This window comes from Paenibacillus massiliensis subsp. panacisoli DSM 21345, assembly GCF_000426545.1.
In the GTDB taxonomy this organism is placed as follows: Bacteria; Bacillota; Bacilli; order Paenibacillales; family Paenibacillaceae; genus Paenibacillus; species Paenibacillus panacisoli.
Map to the genome: position 1 here is coordinate 206,827 of NZ_AUFO01000007.1, position 19,248 is coordinate 226,074.

The 19,248-nt window shown below is 51.2% G+C and carries 14 protein-coding genes; 10 read left to right on the forward strand and 4 right to left on the reverse strand.

Annotated features, from left to right (window positions below; translation table 11 throughout):
- Positions 1–4: 4 nt before the first annotated feature.
- Positions 5–1,024: an aminoglycoside phosphotransferase family protein gene (locus tag K331_RS28885; RefSeq protein ID WP_051289610.1), complete on the reverse strand. Its 1,020-nt coding sequence runs from the start codon at positions 1,022–1,024 to the stop codon at positions 5–7.
- Between the two features lie 111 nt (positions 1,025–1,135).
- On the opposite strand from K331_RS28885, the gene K331_RS0104120 reads away from it, so the two are divergent.
- Positions 1,136–1,648 (forward strand): hypothetical protein, encoded by a 513-nt coding sequence (locus tag K331_RS0104120; RefSeq protein ID WP_028589302.1) that lies wholly within the window; start codon positions 1,136–1,138, stop codon positions 1,646–1,648.
- Positions 1,649–1,835: 187 nt separating this feature from the next.
- Here K331_RS0104120 and K331_RS0104125 read toward each other — a convergent pair whose 3' ends face one another.
- Positions 1,836–2,138, reverse strand: a complete 303-nt coding sequence (locus tag K331_RS0104125) for a HesB/YadR/YfhF family protein (protein WP_028589303.1) — start codon at positions 2,136–2,138, stop codon at positions 1,836–1,838.
- Positions 2,139–2,712: 574 nt separating this feature from the next.
- Between K331_RS0104125 and K331_RS0104130 the strand changes: the two genes are divergently transcribed.
- Both K331_RS0104130 and K331_RS0104135 read left to right on the forward strand, forming a co-directional pair.
- Entirely contained in the window at positions 2,713–4,470 is a 1,758-nt protein-coding gene (locus K331_RS0104130; RefSeq protein WP_028589304.1) for an ABC transporter ATP-binding protein, read from the forward strand.
- Entirely contained in the window at positions 4,471–6,621 is a 2,151-nt protein-coding gene (locus K331_RS0104135) for an ABC transporter ATP-binding protein (protein WP_028589305.1), read from the forward strand. It begins immediately after the preceding gene.
- Positions 6,622–6,887: 266 nt separating this feature from the next.
- Here K331_RS0104135 and K331_RS0104140 read toward each other — a convergent pair whose 3' ends face one another.
- Positions 6,888–8,519 (reverse strand): PucR family transcriptional regulator, encoded by a 1,632-nt coding sequence (locus K331_RS0104140; RefSeq protein ID WP_028589306.1) that lies wholly within the window; start codon positions 8,517–8,519, stop codon positions 6,888–6,890.
- 171 nt (positions 8,520–8,690) lie between these two features.
- Here K331_RS0104140 and allC point away from each other — a divergent pair, with 171 nt between their 5' ends.
- From allC to K331_RS0104175, 7 genes are all read left to right on the forward strand, one after another.
- Positions 8,691–9,935, forward strand: coding sequence for an allantoate deiminase (allC, locus tag K331_RS0104145; protein WP_028589307.1), 1,245 nt, complete (start codon positions 8,691–8,693; stop codon positions 9,933–9,935).
- A gap of 25 nt (positions 9,936–9,960) precedes the next feature.
- Positions 9,961–11,211 (forward strand): pyridoxal-phosphate-dependent aminotransferase family protein, encoded by a 1,251-nt coding sequence (locus K331_RS0104150; RefSeq protein WP_028589308.1) that lies wholly within the window; start codon positions 9,961–9,963, stop codon positions 11,209–11,211.
- A 186-nt stretch (positions 11,212–11,397) separates the two neighbouring features.
- Positions 11,398–12,807 (forward strand): uracil/xanthine transporter, encoded by a 1,410-nt coding sequence (locus tag K331_RS0104155; RefSeq protein WP_028589309.1) that lies wholly within the window; start codon positions 11,398–11,400, stop codon positions 12,805–12,807.
- A 65-nt stretch (positions 12,808–12,872) separates the two neighbouring features.
- Positions 12,873–14,129, forward strand: coding sequence for an amidase family protein (locus K331_RS0104160; RefSeq protein ID WP_028589310.1), 1,257 nt, complete (start codon positions 12,873–12,875; stop codon positions 14,127–14,129).
- Positions 14,126–14,998: a fumarylacetoacetate hydrolase family protein gene (locus tag K331_RS0104165; RefSeq protein WP_028589311.1), complete on the forward strand. Its 873-nt coding sequence runs from the start codon at positions 14,126–14,128 to the stop codon at positions 14,996–14,998. Before K331_RS0104160 ends, K331_RS0104165 begins: the two co-directional genes overlap by 4 nt.
- A gap of 311 nt (positions 14,999–15,309) precedes the next feature.
- Positions 15,310–16,713, forward strand: a complete 1,404-nt coding sequence (locus K331_RS0104170) for an NCS1 family transporter (RefSeq protein ID WP_028589312.1) — start codon at positions 15,310–15,312, stop codon at positions 16,711–16,713.
- 34 nt (positions 16,714–16,747) lie between these two features.
- Positions 16,748–18,106 (forward strand): allantoinase, encoded by a 1,359-nt coding sequence (locus K331_RS0104175; RefSeq protein ID WP_028589313.1) that lies wholly within the window; start codon positions 16,748–16,750, stop codon positions 18,104–18,106.
- A 158-nt stretch (positions 18,107–18,264) separates the two neighbouring features.
- On the opposite strand, the gene K331_RS0104180 is transcribed toward K331_RS0104175, so the two are convergent.
- Positions 18,265–19,230 (reverse strand): S-layer homology domain-containing protein, encoded by a 966-nt coding sequence (locus K331_RS0104180; protein ID WP_028589314.1) that lies wholly within the window; start codon positions 19,228–19,230, stop codon positions 18,265–18,267.
- Positions 19,231–19,248: the final 18 nt, after the last annotated feature.

The following is a 19,248-nucleotide window of genomic DNA, read 5'->3' on the forward strand; positions in this document are numbered from 1 at the left end:
CTTCTTATCCATTCCTTGCTCGGGCGGCAATCACTAAGGCATATCTATCCAGCCGTTCTGCCATTAGGGTAGTCGTCATCGGAAGTCCCAGATCTAGCCAGCCCTTGTGCACCTCGAGTGGGTCTGTTACAAAGTCAGTGAGCGCATTCATATCCCAATAGTGATGGCTTGCTTCCTGCAATCCCCCGGCGTTAAGGTAGCTATTCATAAAGGAATCTGCCATCTCTTCCCCTCCAAGAATGGCGAGATTCACCCGGCAGTGGCCTGTATCCGCTCCAGCAGGTCCCATACAAGCGTTCACCCAATCAACGACCCCACTAATTTTCCCTTGATCCCAGAGCAGGTTGCCGGGATGGTAATCGCGGTGGATGAATACAGGCTGATAAACAGGCAGCCCCTGCTGTACATGATCAATAATGAACTGCCAAGCCTCAGGCTCACGGCTCCAGCTCGGTACTCGAAGCTCTGCGGCTGGCGTGTACCTGGAATAGCTCCAGGTTAGGCTGGCGCTAGAGGCGTGTAACAACGCTAATACTCTTCCCATCTCTCCAGCCCACAATTGGCAAGGCAACTCTGGCGGAGCAGGCTGAACATAAGGCTTTCCTGGAAAAAAGGACATAAGCACTGCTGGCATTCCAGCTATACTACCATCTGTATCTCGTGCGATCGCAATAGGTACAGGAAGTCCTGTAGTCGCCGCCGCTCGTAGTGCTTCACTCTCGTGAACGGGCAGATCAGGCTCCTGCTGCAGCCACACTGCGTCTGTAAAAAGCCTCATTACCACAGCCTGATATGCCGGTCGCCTGATGGCATCAACCGTAGAATCCGAGATATTGTCAGGTTGAGGACTGGCATACTGTGTCAGATCGCTTGGGCCAAGGCTCCATTTCAGCATTTGTGCCGATGCACCACCCTTTAGCTCTCTAGACTGCAGTGGGACCCCAACATCTATCCCCAGCACTTGTCGCAGCCAGTTCGTAGCAAGACCATCAGTTGGCCGTGTTCGTTCATAATCTCGCTCCAAAGGTTCTCCCCCTTGCTCTCAAGAACAGAATGTCCGCACCTGCCAAGCTGTATTTCAAGCGTGAGTATGTTATACTCAAGTCGATTTACACCGTTAGCAGGAGGAAATGCTATGTCCCGACAGTTTGTAACCGAGGCCGTAATGCTCGCCATCTACGGTCAGTTGCTCTCAGCAGCCGAGTCTGTAGAATATATTGTACCCTATACCTCGTTTTTGGAATTATATGAGCTGCAGGAGACGTCCGATCCCCTGATGGACAATACCGCGGATGATGAGTATGTGAAGAAGAAAATCCGGGAGTTGGTCGGATATCTGGAGGAGCCGCTGAATCAGAAAAAAATCAGGCGTGCCCTGCAGATGCCCTGGGGAGCCAGCGCTCCGATCCTGGTCGGTGATACTACCGCAGTGACGATTGTCAATGCCGTGGATGCTGCACAATTTGGGGATGATTTTGATCCGATCGAGACCGAGCTTGTGCTCACGGCCCAGCGCAGACAGCTCCCTCTGTTGACAGACCAGATTGAATGGATTCAGCGCCTGCTGGAGCATACCATTCCCGTGCAGGTCTATGATATCGAAGATTTCGAATTCGCACTGGAGGACCCGATGCTGCATCAGCCTTAGGAGATTATGCACTTCCCTTGAGACCCAAAAGCGGCGCAAGGTGCACGGAGTATGTCTCCCGTGGCCCTGCAGCCGCTCTTTTTGCATGTAATCTGAATCAATTTCACAATACCTTTAGCTCCTTCAAGCAGGACTACTACAGTCACAAAAATCAACTTGAATGAGCTCTGTCATTGATTCGCACTAATTAACCCTCGGATTCCTCCGCGTAATTGTACACAATGTCGTCATGATCTTGCAGATAATTCACTTCCACCCGGTGTCCCTTCAAATACCAAGAGTCCTGATCCTCCATATAGAAAGTAAGCCCCCCGGCGGTATTCTCCATGACAGGACGCTGCGGGGATTCCACGGATATACCCAGTGAAAATCCGGGATGCAGGCCACCACCTGAGCTGTAACGAGCAAATAAACGAATGCTATCTCCATCCTTCAGCCCCAGCTCCTTCTTGTACCAAGCTGCTGCCTGTTCAGTCACATGGATACTCATATGCTGCCGTTCATCTCCTTATCCTATCTCTAATGCTTAATTTGATTGCATACTCGTATTCTATCATAACACCGCTTCGACGATTAGACCAACCAGTTGATAAACGGAAGTACGGGGAGCGCACTTGAATTTTTTGTGAAAAAGGTTTGACAGCCGCCAAAGCCTAGTGATAAGATTCAACCATAACGAGATCAAATTCAAATTTATGACAGCATCGAATCATCTGTTCGGGGATAATGCTCTGGACACCGATGGTCAAGATGACTGACAAGAAAGGGGAATCCGGTAATGATGATTGTATTTACATTTACTACTCAACCAGCAGGTCATTCATTACAATTGCATACCGGAGTAACCGAACTGTCGTCGTCAGAGGAGTCCTGCCAGTAGGTCTGATCCTTTAGCGTACATAATTGCGTCAGGTAGTTAACGGTTACTCACGTCTACACCTGAGCACGCCATATGACATGCATCCAAGGCATATCGTTTGCACACGGTATGTCTTTTTTGTTGTCTTTTAAGCATGATTTCTCATGGCGACAGGTTCACTTTTCGTGAAAGGAAGCGATTTTACATGTTCTCAGTATTAAAGAATTTGGGATGGTTTTTCAGGCAAGAGAAAAAACGCTATACCGTTGGCCTCATCTTCCTCATTGTCGTTGGCGTACTGGAGCTCATCCCCCCACGTCTGCTCGGCACCACAATTGACGAGATCAGCAACGGCTCCGTGACCTGGACTTCATTGACTCAGACAGTCCTGCTCATTCTAGGCATGCTCGTATTAATCTACTACATCACCTACATATGGATGCATAGATTATTCGGTGGTGCCAATCTGGTTGAGAGCTTGCTGCGCAGCCGCTTCATGCGACACCTGCTCAGCATGACCCCGCCCTTCTTCGAGAAGAATCGGACAGGAGACCTCATGGCGCGAGCCACGAACGATCTACGTTCAGTAGCAGCTACAGCCGGATTCGGCATGTTGACCCTGACGGACTCCACAGTCTATTTGGCCACTGTACTGATCGCCATGTGTACTTTGATTAGCTGGAAGCTTACACTTGCGGCCATTATTCCCCTGCCATTCATCGCCCTCGCCATGAGCATATATGGCAAGGCCATCCATCAGCGTTATACGCTGGCACAGGACGCCTTCGGAGATATGAACGATCAGGTACTGGAATCGGTCGCTGGCATTCGGGTCATTCGAGCCTATGTGCAGGAGCGGCATGATGAGCGTAGATTTGCCCATATTACAGACGATGTCTACCATAAAAACCTGGCCGTCGCCCGCATGGATGCACTATTCGAGCCGACCATTCGTCTATGTGTAGGACTCAGTTACGTCATCGGGCTTGGCTATGGGATTCATCTTGTATTTCGTAATGAAATCACATTGGGTGATCTGGTCTCCTTCAACATGTATCTCGGGATGATGATCTGGCCTATGTTCGCCATCGGCGAGCTCATCAATCTGATGCAGCGCGGCAATGCTTCCCTCGATCGGGTCAACGAGACGACCTCTTATCAGCCTGATGTCAAGGATGCACAACACCCCGCTCAGGTCAGCCATCCTGAGTCCATTGTGATGAAGGACGTGACCTTCCGTTACCCATCTTCGACGATGGATAACCTCAAGGATGTCCAGCTTAGGCTGAAGCGTGGGGAGACACTTGGCGTAGTAGGCCGTACAGGTAGTGGCAAGACGACGCTGCTGAAGCAGCTTCTACATGAATATCCTACAGGCAAGGGTGAGATTCTGATCTCGGATACACCTATGGAGCGCATTGCAGTAGATCAGCTTCATAGCTGGCTTGGCTACGTGCCGCAGGAGCAGATTTTGTTCTCCAAATCCGTCCGCGACAATATTCGGTTCGGTAAGCCTGGTGCAACGGATGATGACATTATGGAAGCCATTCGTACTGCCGCCTTTGAGCGTGATATTGTGAATTTAGCAGACGGACTGGATACGCTTGTAGGGGAAAAAGGCATTGCACTATCCGGCGGGCAGAAGCAGCGTGTATCCCTAGCGCGAGCCTTCATCGCGGACCCTGAAATCCTCATCCTTGATGACGCCTTGTCTGCAGTAGATGCCCGTACCGAGGCTCGCATTATTGAGAATATCCGAAGCAAGCGCGCCGGTAAAACAACGCTGATCTCCACACACCGTCTGTCCGCTGTAGAGCATGCAGACCATATTGTAGTGCTGGAGCAAGGCCGAATTATTGAGGAAGGAACACACGAGGAGCTGCTGCGTGAGCAAGGCTGGTATCATGAGCAATATTTGCGCCAGCAGCTGGAATCGGACCTTTCCTCCAAGGAGGTTAAGTAATTGAAGCAGAATATAGGCAGGCGATTATTCCAATACGCCTTGACGACTAAATATACATTCATTGTAGCCCTCATCGCTCTGGCGATCGGCGTGGCTGCCGAGCTGGCGGGGCCATTCCTTGCCAAGTCCATGATTGACAATCATATGCTGGCTATCGAGAAGCCTTTCTATCAGACCAACGATACCCATCAAGCAGCCTCCTACAAGGGAGAACATTTCAAACGAAGTGACCGCTTCACACCGCAAGAGCCTCGTGGCCGCGAGGTGCGTATTCTACAGGCTGGCTCTTCCTTCGTATTCGTCAACGAGGTTGTATCCATCGCGGAGGGCGAGCGCAGCTTCAGCGACGGGATACTAACGATTACCCGTGGCGGCGAGACATTCCGTTACCCAGCTCAGGTGCTATCCACAGGCGAGCTGTATGCTTTTTACGAGCCGGAATTGCCGGGGATCTACCAATTGATTATGTGGTACTTCGTATTCCTGGTTATCTCGATCTTCGCTGAATTCGGCAAGACCTACTGGCTTCAATCCGGTGCGAATCGGGTAATCCAGAAGCTTCGACTTGATCTGTATGCACAGATTCAGCGTTTGCCGGTGAACTTTTTTGACAACCTGCCTGCAGGGAAGGTCGTATCCAGAGTTACCAATGATACCGAAGCGATCAAGGACCTGTTCGTAGCGGTGCTGGCGAATTTCAGTTCAGGCATCGTGACGATCGCAGGAATCTATGTGGCACTGTTCATTCTGGATCTTCGTCTCGGATTGATCTGTCTCTTCCTTGTGCCGATTCTCGTCCTGTGGGTGGTGCTATACCGCAAAGTAGCTACACGATACAATACCATCATCCGCTCCCGACTAAGTGAGATTAATGCCATTATTAATGAGTCCATTCAGGGGATGTCTATCATCCGAATTTTCCGTCGGCAGCAGCAAACGCTGGATGAATTTGAGACGCTAAATAAAGATTACATGAAGCATCAGAATAAGATGCTGAATCTGAATGCGCTCACCTCCCACAATCTGGTGAATGTGCTGCGGAATTTCTCGTTTGCCATTGTACTGTGGTACTTCGGCGCAGGAACACTGACGGGCTCCTCGGCGATCTCGCTCGGTGTACTCTATGCGTTCGTAGACGTACTAAGTCGGCTATTCCATCCGATTACAGGCATGATGAACCAACTTGCGGCTCTGGATACATCCATTGTATCTGCAGGGAGGGTATTCAAGCTTATGGATGAAGACGGAGAGCCTGTCACAGATGGCTCCATGCCACGCTATAAGGGTCATGTAGAGTTCAAGGATGTGTCCTTCGCCTACAAGAATGACTATGTACTAAAGAACATCTCCTTCACTGCCAAGCAGGGGCAGACCGTCGCTCTCGTCGGACATACCGGCTCTGGCAAAAGCTCGATCATCAACCTGCTCTTTCGCTTCTACGATCCGCAGAAGGGAAGCATCACGATTGATGGTCAGAATATACGAGAGCTTCCCAGACAGTGGGTGCGAAGCCACATGGGAATCGTGCTGCAGGACCCTTACCTGTTCACAGGAACAATTGCCTCCAACGTCAGTCTGGACGATGAACGGATTACCCGTGAGCAGATCGAGAAGGCTCTGCAGGATGTAGGCGCAAGCAAGCTCTTACAGCATTTGCCGCAGGGCTTCGATGAACCTGTACTGGAGAAGGGTAGTACGCTATCCGCAGGGGAGCGTCAATTGATCTCCTTCGCCAGAGCGCTCGCCTTCGACCCGGCCATTCTCATCCTGGATGAAGCGACCGCGAACATCGATACCGAGACCGAAGCAATCATCCAGGCAGCACTTGAGGTGCTGAAGAAGGGGCGTACGACCTTCATCATTGCTCACAGGCTCTCTACCATTCGGAATGCAGATCAGATTCTGGTCCTGCATCAAGGTGAAATTGTGGAGCAAGGTACTCATGATGAGCTGCTTGCCGGTCAAGGTCGCTATCGCCAAATGTATGAGCTGCAACAAGGAAATGTGGGCGCTACGGTCCAAGATGTGAACCAGTCAGCTCTTGGAGCTGACGGCACTCATGCGAAGGAGCAGCAAAGCGAGAAAGTCACCGCTGGAGCTGTTCAGGGCTCTGGTGGGCTGAGACCCTCGACCTCAAGCGGCACAGCTTGAGCTGCAGTGAATGCAGAGTGAATCGAAGCAAAGTTCAGATTCAGTAACTGCTGGCTGATTAAGACGGAATTGTAAATTGAACAGTTTAATAATAATATCCCCTTCTAGTAGACATGAGAAAAAAGACATCTGGTAAGATGGATTTAATCTTGTTGAACGGAGGGGATTTTTTTATGAATAAGAGCTTACTTTGCGGAAATACGCCTTGCAGGAAAAGATTAGACTGAACTGCGTTACTAGGGCTGCGCTGCTCCTCTACCCATCCATTATTCCAACCTTCCATCTTTCGGCGGCAGCAGTGCTTTGATTCGGAATGCCATGCGAAGACGCAACGTTTCCTCCGGGTCCTTCAGGCTGCGACCGATAATTTCCTCGCATTTTTCCAACCTATAGATCACTGTATTCCGATGAATGTACAATCTCTTTGCCGTCTCGGCAAGTTGACAATGGGCCTCCAAATAAACGGATAGCGTCTGGATTAACATATGATGATCCTTAAGCGTCTCATCCTCGAAGCCCTGCATCGTATCGGCGTAAAATTTCCGTAGATGCTCAAGAGGGATCATACGCAAAATCTCGGGCACTTCCTTCGGATGATACATCTCGATAAACCGTGTCTTACCTGCCATGCTGCCGAAGTAAAGGGCTTCGTTCGCCTCTTTGTAGGAGACAGGGATCTGGGCTAGTGGTTGTGCATAGCTGCTGAATCCAAACGACAACTCCGAACCGAAATACGTAGCAATTTTCCCCTGAAGGTGTTCCAGCAGCGCAAAAAATGAAGGTTTGAGTGTCTTCCATTCCTCGACCATTGGCATGAGCAATACGTAGGCGTGGTCGTGAGTGAACAAATGTAGCGGATAGCGAAAATGGACCAGCTCGCCTTCAAGATGCTCAGCGATCCGGTCTTGCTCGGCTTTATACTGCATAAATGAGCTCGTTTTGTCTCTGCCATCGAGTTTGCCGACCGCACAAAGATAGCGGTGATCAACAGATAGACCGAATTCCCTTCCTCGGCTGGCGATCTCCTCGCTGCTTGAGAATGCTCCCCCGATAAAATTGGTGAAAAATTCATTCTGGATGCGCCGGCGATTTTGCTTGAGCGCATTGTCCTTCATCAGCTCGAAAGCAATCACGTTGGTTGCCTGTTCAATAGTCAGGATACTCGAACGTTCCGACGGCGGAACAAATCCTTCAATACAGAGATAGTGTAGTTGTCTGTGGGTATAGACGGGAAATAACGTCAGTGTCTCCCCTTCTCCGCCCAGCAGGGAAAAAGCAGTAAAGTTGGATGTCTCCACATGAAAACGACCGCCGTCAGATAACAACGCTTCGAGCCGCGTGGCGGTGGAGGCGGTGAAACGACCGGATATCCGTTGAAGGTAAGGGCCAAGTAGAAGAACAGGTAATCTCAACAAGGAGGACAACTGATCCAATAGCTTCGGGATGCCCTGGCCGCTCATGATATGCTGGGTGAATTGTCGGTGTGTCTGCATTGCGTTGTGCAGCTCGGTTGTCCGCACATCAAGAATATGGCTTAGCGACTTGTTGACAATATCGCCGAGCGAAGGCTCGACGGGCAGCTCCATTAGCGGTAGGTCCAACTGGTCAGCAAGCGTGATCGCCGATTCAGGAATGCTGCCGAGGAACCGCTTGCTTTTGATACCTAAAGCCGCGCAGTTCTGGTGGCTCATCTCCCGAATCAATTCCAACAGCGCTGGCAGATCATCCTTTAAGTGAAAAGCGGTCGTAATGAGTAATTCATTGCTTTTAAGGTATGGAATGATATCTGGGGCGTCCATCATATTGACCGTGTGAACTTCCCGACTCAAGCCCTTTGCTCCCGCGACGATCGTTGTTCCGTCAAATACGGGTAGTTTCAGCAGATCATCCATTTTCATTATTCTCACGCCCCTTTAGTTAACATGACCAACAATTCCTCTGATTCTTCTACATTTTCGTGAATGATTTCCCTTTTGTTTTATTTTACGATTAATTAATAGCATTGCCAAGTTAAACAATATAACATCGATTGGAAAGCTTGGGCTGCCAGATTGGGGGAGATTACATTGATGATCAAACAACCGAAGCCGTCCGCCTTATTCGAACAGGTCGAACATATGATTGAATGGCTGGCTTCGCATGGGGAAGAACAAAGTGGCGGAGTAACACGGTTGCTGTATGACCCGGCTTGGAGCGCGGCCCAGCGGGCGATCGAGGGAAAAATGAAAGAAATTGGACTAACCACACACTACGACGATGCCGGCAACCTGTTTGGACGTGTCGCTGGACGTGATCCCGAAGCGCAGGTCGTACTGACAGGATCGCATGTAGATACAGTGACCGGAGGCGGAAAATACGACGGAGCCTATGGCATCGTCGCTGCACTAATCGCCGTGCAATATTTGCTTACACATTACGGACAGCCACTCAAGCCAATTGAGGTTGTGTCCCTGTGCGAAGAAGAAGGAAGCCGCTTCCCGATGACCTACTGGGGTTCTGGTAATATTACGGGGGTGAAGAGCCGCGAGGCGGTTCACAACCTTAAGGACGCAAAAGGCGTACCGTTCGAACAGGCGATGCGCGATGCCGGCTTCGGATCAGGTCAACACCCGGAGCCAAAGCGCAAAGACCTGGAATGCTTTATCGAATTGCATATTGAGCAAGGCCAGGTGCTGGAACGGGAGGGCAAGTCGATCGGCGTCGTCAGCCACATCGTTGGACAACGCCGTTATGATATTACAGTCCATGGCGAGAGTAATCATGCCGGCACGACTCCAATGCAATGGCGCCGAGATGCCATGGCTACGGCTGCCGAGCTAATTCGAATACTAACGCATCGAGCCAAAGCAGATGAGAGCGGACTCGTGGCTACCGTGGGTCGAATGGACGTTCACCCCAATGTCGGTAATGTCATTGCGCGCGAGGTCACCTTTAGCCTGGACGTGCGGCACAGGGATGCAGAGACGATTCGGAACTTCTGCGAGGAATGCTTCGGGGAATTCGAGATGGTTGCGGCCGAACAAGGAACTCGCGTCGTGTGCCACAAATGGATGGATGAACCTCCGGTAGCAATGGACCCTGCTCTAAACGCGGCTGCTGAGGACATTTTAAAGCGCGAAGGCATTTCGTACAAAACAATGACTAGCGGGGCGGGACACGATTCGCAGATATTCGGAACGTACTGTCCAACCGCACTGTTCTTTGTACCAAGTCGGGACGGCATTAGCCACTCACCCGCAGAATTTACGGATACGGAAGATTTACAGCGCGGCGTGCGCTTGCTGATCGACATGCTGCACAAGTTGGCTTATTGAAGAACACTGAGGAGGCGGTTACGAGATGACGAAGTACCGGGAAATTCATGCACCTTTGAGAACAATCATGACACCAGGGCCAGTTGAGGTCGACCCTAGAGTTCTGCGAGCAATGGCAACGCCGATTCTAGGCCAATTTGATCCGGAATTCACGCGAATGATGAACGAAACTATGGAAATGTTAAGACAAACATTCCAGACGACGAACCAGTGGGCCTTCCCTGTCGACGGTACTTCCCGCTCAGGCTTGGAAGCGGTACTGTGCAGTCTGATCGAACCGGGTGACAAAGTACTAGTGCCAATCTTCGGCCGCTTCGGCCATCTGCTGACCGAGATTGCCGAGCGCCACGGTGCAGAGCTTCATCTAATGGAATGTCCATGGGGAGAGGTATTCGACCAACAGGCGGTCATCAGCGAGGTGGAGCGAGTACAGCCGAAAATCCTGGCGATTGTGCATGGGGAGACTTCGACGGGCTGTATGCAGCCGTTGGACAAGATCGGCCCGGCCTGCCGCAAGCTCGGCGTATTGACGGTGGTCGATGCCGTCGCTTCAATCGGTGGCACCCCAGTCAAAGTGGATGAATGGCAGCTTGATGCGGTTATCGGCGGTACACAGAAGTGTATTTCCGTGCCGTCTGGTATGGCACCCGTCACATACAACGAGCGAGTTGAGCGCATTCTGGCGAGCCGAAAAAAAGTCGAGCGCGGTGTCGCAATTGAAAGCGACCGTCGGGACGTGGCGCAGCCGATTCGCAGCAACTACTTTGATCTAAGCCAGCTACAGGATTACTGGGGGCCGCGTCGTCTGAACCATCATACGGAAGCAACGTCTATGCTGTACGCGCTGCGCGAAGGCCTGCGCATCCTGCTTGACGAAGGGCTTGAAGAACGCTTCGAACGGCACAAGTTGCATGAAAAGGCGCTGATGGCCGGTATCCGTGGTATGGGACTAGAGCTGTTCAACGACGTGGCATGGAAGCTGCCAGTCGTGACGTGCGTGAAGATTCCGGAAGGTGTCGACGGCGAGTCCGTACGAACGATGCTTCTGAATCAGTTCGGTATCGAGATCGCAAGCTCATTTGGCCCGCTGCACGGGCAGATTTGGCGAATTGGCACGATGGGCTACAGTTGTCGCAAGGAGAACGTACTATTCGTTCTGTCCGCGCTGGAAGCTGTGCTGATCCGACATCATGCCCCGATCGTGATTGGGCGCGGAGTGCAAGAAGCACTGGACGTGTATGAGCAGGCCCAATCAGGTACGACAGTACTCGCCTAAGTGGCCATGGTGTAGAAGGTGTTGCCCAAAGGCCCTTGCTGTCGCACTTGGATTTTAGGGAAAGATAAGGATTCCGGGAATTTCCGGAATCCTTTTGTATAAACTCAGCTTTGTTCAAGGAACCCCGGGTGCGTAATAAAGCTGCTCGGATACCATCTCAACGAAGCTCCAAGCGGAGTGTGAAATATGAAAAATATCAACTGGCTGCGCTCAGGACTCGCAGGGCTGCAGTGGCTTTTCTTCTTATTTACTAATACGGTAGTCATTCCAATCACAGTCGGAGCAGCGTTCGGGCTCCCGCAGGAGAAGATTCAATTTCTGATTCAATGCTCGTTTGTCCTAACAGGGCTCGCTTGCGTAATACAGGCAGGACTCGGACATAAGAGAGCCATCATGGAAGGACAGTCTGGCTTGTGGTGGGGTGTCATTCTAAGCCTTAGCGCGGCTGCGCCATCACTGGGCATTTCGCTGACGGAACTGGGCGGCAGCCTGGCTGTTGGAATCTTGATCTCGGGTGTAGTCACCATTCTGATCGGTGTCTGTGGCCTAGCTGCTCCATTGTCGAAGCTGTTTACGCCAGGAGTGATGGCTGTGTTCATGTTCCTGCTTGGCTGCAGGCTGAACATGATTTTTCTCGAAGGCATGCTCGGCATTTCATCTGGGTCATCGACTGAAGCCACAGCAATTCAGCCAGCCGTGTTCCTGTTGGCTGCTGCCGTTGCCGTTTTTGTCGCAGTCTTGTCAGTAAAAGCCCGGCCCGCGATCGGGCAGTATGCGCTGCTGATTGGTATTTTGGGCGGATGGGCGCTATATGCGCTTAGCTTTGGTAGAGACGACGGAGCCTCCAGCGTTGGAAGTATAGACATGGGCTGGTTTCCACTCGGCGGGCCTACGGACGGACTGAACGCCGGTGTGGTAGCGATTGCCGTTATCGCCGGGCTCGTCAACGCCTCCAATACGTTCGGCGCACTGAAAGGAACGGATAGTATTTACGAGCAGGAAGCATCAGGAAGGCAATACAGACGCTCCTTCACGATCAGCGGTGTGCTCGCAGTTGTCTCAGGATTACTGGGGCTTGTCCCCTACGCTCCCTACGTTTCCTCTGTCGGCTTCCTCCAGCAGACTCGTATCCGGGATAGACTTCCGTTTGTAATTGGTGGTCTTCTGTTCGCGGGCATCGGCCTAATTAAGGGGATCAGCGGCGTATTGACGCAACTCCCGCTTAGCATCGGAAGCGCCGTGCTTCTCGTGACATATCTGCGATTGCTAGGCTCCTCCCTGCAATATTTCGGGCAGATTCGCATGGATGCCGCCAACCTGTACCGAACAGCGGCACCTTTATTCGTAGGGATCATCATTATGGGATTGCCTTCCGATTCGTTCACTTCACTGCCCGCTCTACTGCGGCCGCTACTTGGAAACGGTCTGCTGGTCGGCATTTTACTCGCATTACTGTTAGACCGACTTCGGATCAGCTCTCCCCCACAAGATCAGGCGAATACCTTGAGAAAGGTTCAAATCCCTGACACGGTAAAGTCTCAGCGTTCCCGTAGCACGCTTACTACGAATATGAAACCGAAAGGAGAACAGCAATGAGTACGAAAAACGAGAATCAAACGGAGGGATTCAAACTCCACACAAAGTCGAAGATGGTGTCACCCGTGTCCGACCAATGGAGAGCATTCGTAGATACTTCTATGAAGCGACCCGCCAACGGAACAGGGTTACTCACTGGACTGACGTTCGCAGTGAAGGACGTCTTCGATATCAAGGGAGCTACAAGCGGAGCCGGCAACCCGGATTGGCTTCGCACGCATGAGCCTTCGGAATCTACAGCTCCTTCAATATTGGCATTGCTGTCAAACGGCGCGAGGCTTGAAGGCACGACGCAGACGGACGAATTGATGTACAGCCTGAACGGAGAAAACGCACATTACGGCACACCGATTAACCCTCACGCACCAGATCGAATTCCCGGGGGCTCGTCAAGCGGTTCGGCCGTAGCAGCTGCTGCAGGACTGGTCGATTTCGCCGTAGGAACGGACACTGGTGGTTCGGTGCGTATTCCATCATCGTATTGTGGCCTATACGGCTTCCGTCCGACGCATGGAGCCATATCTGCGGAAGGAGTCATTCCGCTGGCGCGAAGTTTTGATACGGTGGGCTGGATGAGTCGGTCTGCAAAGATCTTGCTCGACGTGGGCAGGGTCCTGCTGGAACAAAATTCAGCTAATTCTGATCGTGAATCGAGCTTAAGCGTCGAGAGTGAACACGACATAGATCACCTATTCAATATCAGTACACCCCTATTCACCCGCTTTCTCTCAGCGGAAGAAGCCTGGAGCCTACCGAAATCGGATGACCGTTCGATCCTCCTTGCGAAGCTACATGGTCTCGGCGGCTGGAGCGATAACCACACGGCTATCCGATTAACTGAGCCTGAAGAGAGCCTGGCAGACTGGTCGGCGGCGTTCCGTGTTCTTCAAGGGCTAGAGATCGCACGTGAACATAGCGAATGGATCGCCAAGGAACATCCGACATTTGGGCCGGGCATTGCGGAACGCTTCGAATGGGCCGGGACACTGGAGGAATCCGCAAGTACGGTCGAAGCAGCTTTACGTGCTCGTGTACAGCGCGCGCTGGTGGAACTACTAGGTGAAGACGGAATTCTGGCCATTCCCACTGCACCTGGCCCAGCTCCACTGTTGGGATTACAAGGTCCAGAAGCTGAGGCATACCGAGCGAAGACAATGCAGCTCTCCTGTATTGCGGGACTTTCCGGTCTGCCTCAGGTTACCGTACCAGTAATCCGTCAGGACGGACTGCCGATCGGACTATCTTTTATCGGCGGCTTGAATACAGATCTCCGGTTGCTGTATTGGGTGACTAAACATTTTACAGAAGAGGTGCATGGATGAAACTCGTGACGATTACGCACAAGGGACAGGAGCAAGTTGCTTTTTTAACGGATCGGGGCATGATCCCTCTGGCTTGGGTGAATGAACAGGAAGGCACAGATTGGAACATAGACCTCTTCACGCTACTGCAACAAAAACGACTGAGTACGCTGCGCCACTGGTATACTAGCGGTGGTCAGGAGCTCCTCGACAGGGCCCCTGCCCTGCTCGCAGGCGAAGTTTCTTACCGCGCTCTTTACAGACAGCCGGGCAAAATCATTGGCGTCGGTATGAACTATCTGGCAAAAGCGATAGAGCTATCCGGGCGTCCTCCTGAGGATGAGCCAGTCATTTTCCTCAAGCCGGATACATCACTGATTGGCCCTGGTGAAGCGATCCAGCTTCCCACTGGAGCCGGACAGATCACCGCAGAAGCGGAGCTAGCCATCGTCATCGGACACACGTGCAAGAAGCTCAGTGAAAAGGAGGCGATGTGCGTTGTTGCTGGATATACGACAGCACTCGATATGACCGCCAAGGATATCCACGCTCGCAATCCTCGGTTTATGCAGCGTGCCAAAAGCTTTGACACGTTCCTGAGCCTTGGCTCCTCCCTGTCCACACCTGACGAATATGACAATCTACCTGATCTTGAGATCGAGACCATACTCAACGGCCAAGTCGCTCACAGCAATACCGTTAGCCGAATGATCTTTTCCCCCGCATACCTGATCTCTTTCCTGTCACATGTGATGACACTGCAACCGGGAGATGTCATTTTGACGGGGACACCGGGGTCGGTCGTTATTGAGCCAGGAGACGAGGTGGGTTGTCAGATTGCAGGACTGGAGACGCTGAACAATTCGGTAGAGCCAACTCCACCTTTGTAATTTCATTCAAAAGATTGTTCCAAAAACTATAGCTAACATATATGTTACATCATACGAAATATTTTTTTGTTCAATTCCAACAAAAAACCTGATTATAATTTACGTTTTTGTCAATGCATTGTGGAACCAAGGTGATAAAATAAGAATCAGTAATCATGAGATAGAATACATTACATATTAAAGTTATGTTATCTAACGATGATTCAATCACCTGTGGTGTATGCAAGGAACTGGCAGAACGACTTAAGTAATCTTGAAGGCGACCAGTTCAGCCTGCGCACCCCATATAAAAAGAGGGAGTGGAGCCGAATATGTCTATGAATTTGACAAGTCGTATGTTGGAGGAGACACCATTGCAAGAAAATATCAGTGTGGACGACTCCCTAAAACCAAAGCAGGAGAGCGACAGAACGATTGGATCGGTCTCTTACATGTTTATGTGGATTGGGGACGGTGTAAATCTCGGTAACATGACACTCGGCGCAAGCCTGATTGCTGCTGGCATCGCTACGCTTAATCTCTTCCAGACTGTTGTGGCCGCGATCATTGCAATTGGCATCATTTCCGTGCTTTTCGCCTTGAACGACCGATTCGGCTACCGGACGGGCATTCCTTATGTGGTCCAGTTACGGATGTCTTTCGGCATCAAAGGCTCCATCATCTCCTCGTTCCTGCGCGGTGTCCCTGCTATCGTCTGGTATGGCTTCCAGAGTTGGGTCGGAGCAACTGCACTGAACGAAATTGTCAAAGTGCTGAGTAGCGGAAGCTTCGATAGCATCCCGATTTGTTTCGTGGTATTGCAGGCGGCTCAGATTGTCCTTTCGCTTTATGGCTTTCATGCGATCAAGTGGGTGGAGACGCTTGCCTCTGTCGTCATCATGCTAGCACTTGTCTACGTATTCGGCATACTGCTCAATTCCCACAGTGCCGCGATTACCGAAAATTGGGTAAATGCGCAAGGGACATGGGGACTCCCGTTCTTCGCCTTCATCATGGTGTTCCTCGGTAACTATGCAGCAATCTTCCTGAGCGCAGGTGACTATTCCCGTGAGCTCAAGAGCGGTATTAGTGACAAAAAACGCAGCATGCTGTATTTCTTCCCCATCATTATTGCTTATGGCTTCGTCCTGACCATCGGAGTTATGATGGCTGCTGCGACAGGTATCTCAAATCCGGTCAAAGCATTTGCGGTCATCGTCGACAATCCGTATATCACCGTTGGTGTATCGGCCTTCATCGTCATTGGTGCGGTTGCTGTCAACATGGTCGCCAACATCGTGCCGCCAGCTTACGTTATTTCACTCGTCACCAAGCTTAAGTACAAAGCTTCTGTTATTGTAACCGGATTGCTTGCACTCTGTTCCTTCCCGTGGGTTCTCGTACAGGATTCCTCCGCTAAAGGCTTGAATACATTCATCCTGATTTACTCTGCTTTCTTAGGCCCAATTGTCGCCATTATGTTAGTCGAATACTACATCCTTCGCAAACAGAAGGTCAACACGACAGAACTGTACCTAGAAAATGGCTCCTTCAAAGGCTACAATCCAAGCGCCATGCTCGCCATGCTCATCGGAGCTGGTGCGGCCTTCCTGCTGGTCGACATCGGCTGGATCATCGGATTTACCGTGGCAGGTATCGCATATCTTTTGCTAAGCAAGCTAGCATTCAAAGGCTCATCTTTCAAGAAGGGTACGATTTTTGAAGAATCTGTCTGAACAATACATTAAAACCACCTAAGGAGAGATGTGCATGGAAAGTTATGATCTGATCGTACGTGGCGGCAGCGTGGTGCTGCCAAATGGGGTCTCGAAAGTCGATGTCGGCGTCAAAGACGGAAAAATTGCTGCGATTGCCGCCAAGCTAGTGGGCGCAACGGAGCATGAGTGGGACGCAAATGGATTCCATGTACTTCCGGGTATGATCGATGTGCACGTCCATTTCAGCGAACCAGGCCGTGAGCACTGGGAAGGCTTCACGACTGGATCAGCCATGATGGCTGCCGGGGGCTGCACCACGTTCTTCGACATGCCTCTAAACGGTATTCCATCAACGGTACATCAGGAGGCGCTGCTCGACAAGGCACGTCTTGGAAACGAAAAGTCGCTCGTCGATTTCGGTCTGTGGGGTGGACTCGTGCCAGGCAACGAAGACGATCTACAGCCATTGGCGGAATCCGGTGTAATCGGGTTCAAAGCGTTCCTATCCACGACCGGCAACAAGGAATTTGAAGCGGTCGACGATATAACACTGCTGACTGGCATGAAAAGGATTGCAGCCCTCGGCAAGGTGCTGGCCTTGCATTCCGAGAGCGCAGCAATCACCAACTGGCTGAAAGCAGAAAAAGAAGCAGCGGGACTCGTGAGCGCCGACGACTATCTAGAGACACGCCCGATCCTGGCCGAAGTTGAAGCCGTGGAACGTGCACTCTACTATTCAGAGATAACGGGTTGCGCGCTGCACTTCGTCCATATCAGCTCGGCGGCGGCTGTAGGTAAAATCGAGGCGGCTAAAGCTCGCGGCATGAATGTAACCGTGGAGACATGCCCGCATTATCTGCTCTTTAACCACGACAGCCTACGTGAAAAAGGTAGCCTCGCCAAGTGCGCACCTCCCCTGCGAGAAGCAGACGAACAACAACGGCTGATTTCCCTGCTAGCGGAAAGGAAATTCGATATGCTATCGTCAGACCATTCGCCGTGCCCATACGATATGAAGGACCCGAAGGATTATAATCTCTTCCAGGCATGGGGCGGCATTAGCGGCGGTCAGTTCACATTATTGTCAGCGCTGGAACTGGCACAAGCACAAGACATTCCGCTGGAGCAGGTCGCTGCTTGGACGGCTTCGAATCCCGCAGAGCGCTTCGGTCTCGCAGAGCGCAAAGGTCGTATCGCCATCGGAATGGATGCGGATTTCGCCATCGTTGACCTGAACCAAGCGTTTACTGTAACGGAAGAGAACTATTATGCTAAGCATAAACAGAGCCTGTATATCGGACATACATTCCCATGTAGTGTAATCGGCACGATCGTTCGTGGTCATATCATCGTTCGCGGCGGCGAAGTGGCGACTGCTACGGCGAAAGGTAGCTGGCAAAAGCCAATCTAGACGAACATCAAGAGACCTGAATTTATCATTTCGCTCCCTGAAAAATAGACAGTATAAAACTCCCATCATGCGTAGCCATAGAAGTTTTTGCTTCTTTTACTTCTACTTCTACCTCTACTATGATGGGAGTATCCTTGAGCCTTCAGAACAGCCCAGCCTTAGTAACGTACAGTACCCGGGCTCGGTTGAGGCAGCGTGGTTCCTGCTACTGGCTTGATGGTTACTTTATACTTACTGTCCACCAGCGTGCTGGTTTGTGTATCGGTAATGACCTGGATATTCATCTCCCCAGGCTTCGGACTCAGCAGCTTGTAGTAGACCACAGCCTCTGTATCGCTTACATACTCGATATGATCAACTGCAATCCCATAGCCTGGGTTCGGTGCATCCTTACGTGTCAAAATGACCTTATTCTGCTGATCATTTTGCTTCTCGATACTCAGCTCAACTCGCTCCTGAATGACTGGCTCTTCAGGCTCTGGCTGTGGCTGTGGCTGTGGTTCACTCTCTGCAGGCTGGTTCATTCGATCTACGAATTCTATCGCATTATAGACCATTTGAGCAGCTTCCATACGAGTGACTCGCTGCTGTGGCAGAAAGTTCTGGTTCTCATCCAGACTCGTAATCTTCGTCAGCAGCAGGAATTGAATTGCCTCCATACTGTTCGGGTTCATTTGCTTCTCGTCAGCAGCCTGGATGTACATTTTAATCGTTGGATACTGTCCAGTTGCATTGATCCCCTCATATAGGGCCTTGGCAAATTGCTCCTTGGTCAGCACTGTAGCAGGCTTCGCATCGGACAACGCAATACCATTCGCCTTGGCGACCTCATAAGCATCTGCATACCATGTCTTGTCATTCTTAGCAACGGTAGCTTGGTCGGTCCCTTCTACCTGCAGCTTCAGAGCATTCACGATCATTTGTAGCCCCTGGGCCGCTGTCAACGAGCCCGAAGGGGCAAATTGCTGTTCATTCACACCGGATACAACTCCTTGCTGTTGGAGTGCTTGGACAATTTTTGCGTTTTGCGGGTTGCTAATATCGCTGAATGCCGCCGCCGCTGTAGCAGCTGTTAATGAGCAAGTGACCACCAGGGCCATTACCGTTTTTTTTGTATGCTTCATATTCATACCTCCAGATCT

Bases quoted from the DNA above. Each gene is read 5' to 3' on its own strand.
- allC (WP_028589307.1), top strand. From the start codon at position 8,691: ATGATCAAACAACCGAAGCCGTCCGCCTTATTCGAACAGGTCGAACAT.
- K331_RS0104120 (WP_028589302.1), top strand. From the start codon at position 1,136: ATGTCCCGACAGTTTGTAACCGAGGCCGTAATGCTCGCCATCTACGGT.
- K331_RS0104175 (WP_028589313.1), top strand. From the start codon at position 16,748: ATGGAAAGTTATGATCTGATCGTACGTGGCGGCAGCGTGGTGCTGCCA.
- K331_RS0104170 (WP_028589312.1), top strand. From the start codon at position 15,310: ATGTCTATGAATTTGACAAGTCGTATGTTGGAGGAGACACCATTGCAA.
- K331_RS0104180 (WP_028589314.1), bottom strand. From the start codon at position 19,230: ATGAAGCATACAAAAAAAACGGTAATGGCCCTGGTGGTCACTTGCTCA.
- K331_RS0104150 (WP_028589308.1), top strand. From the start codon at position 9,961: ATGACGAAGTACCGGGAAATTCATGCACCTTTGAGAACAATCATGACA.
- K331_RS0104125 (WP_028589303.1), bottom strand. From the start codon at position 2,138: ATGAGTATCCATGTGACTGAACAGGCAGCAGCTTGGTACAAGAAGGAG.
- K331_RS0104165 (WP_028589311.1), top strand. From the start codon at position 14,126: ATGAAACTCGTGACGATTACGCACAAGGGACAGGAGCAAGTTGCTTTT.
- K331_RS0104130 (WP_028589304.1), top strand. From the start codon at position 2,713: ATGTTCTCAGTATTAAAGAATTTGGGATGGTTTTTCAGGCAAGAGAAA.
- K331_RS0104155 (WP_028589309.1), top strand. From the start codon at position 11,398: ATGAAAAATATCAACTGGCTGCGCTCAGGACTCGCAGGGCTGCAGTGG.
- K331_RS0104140 (WP_028589306.1), bottom strand. From the start codon at position 8,519: ATGAAAATGGATGATCTGCTGAAACTACCCGTATTTGACGGAACAACG.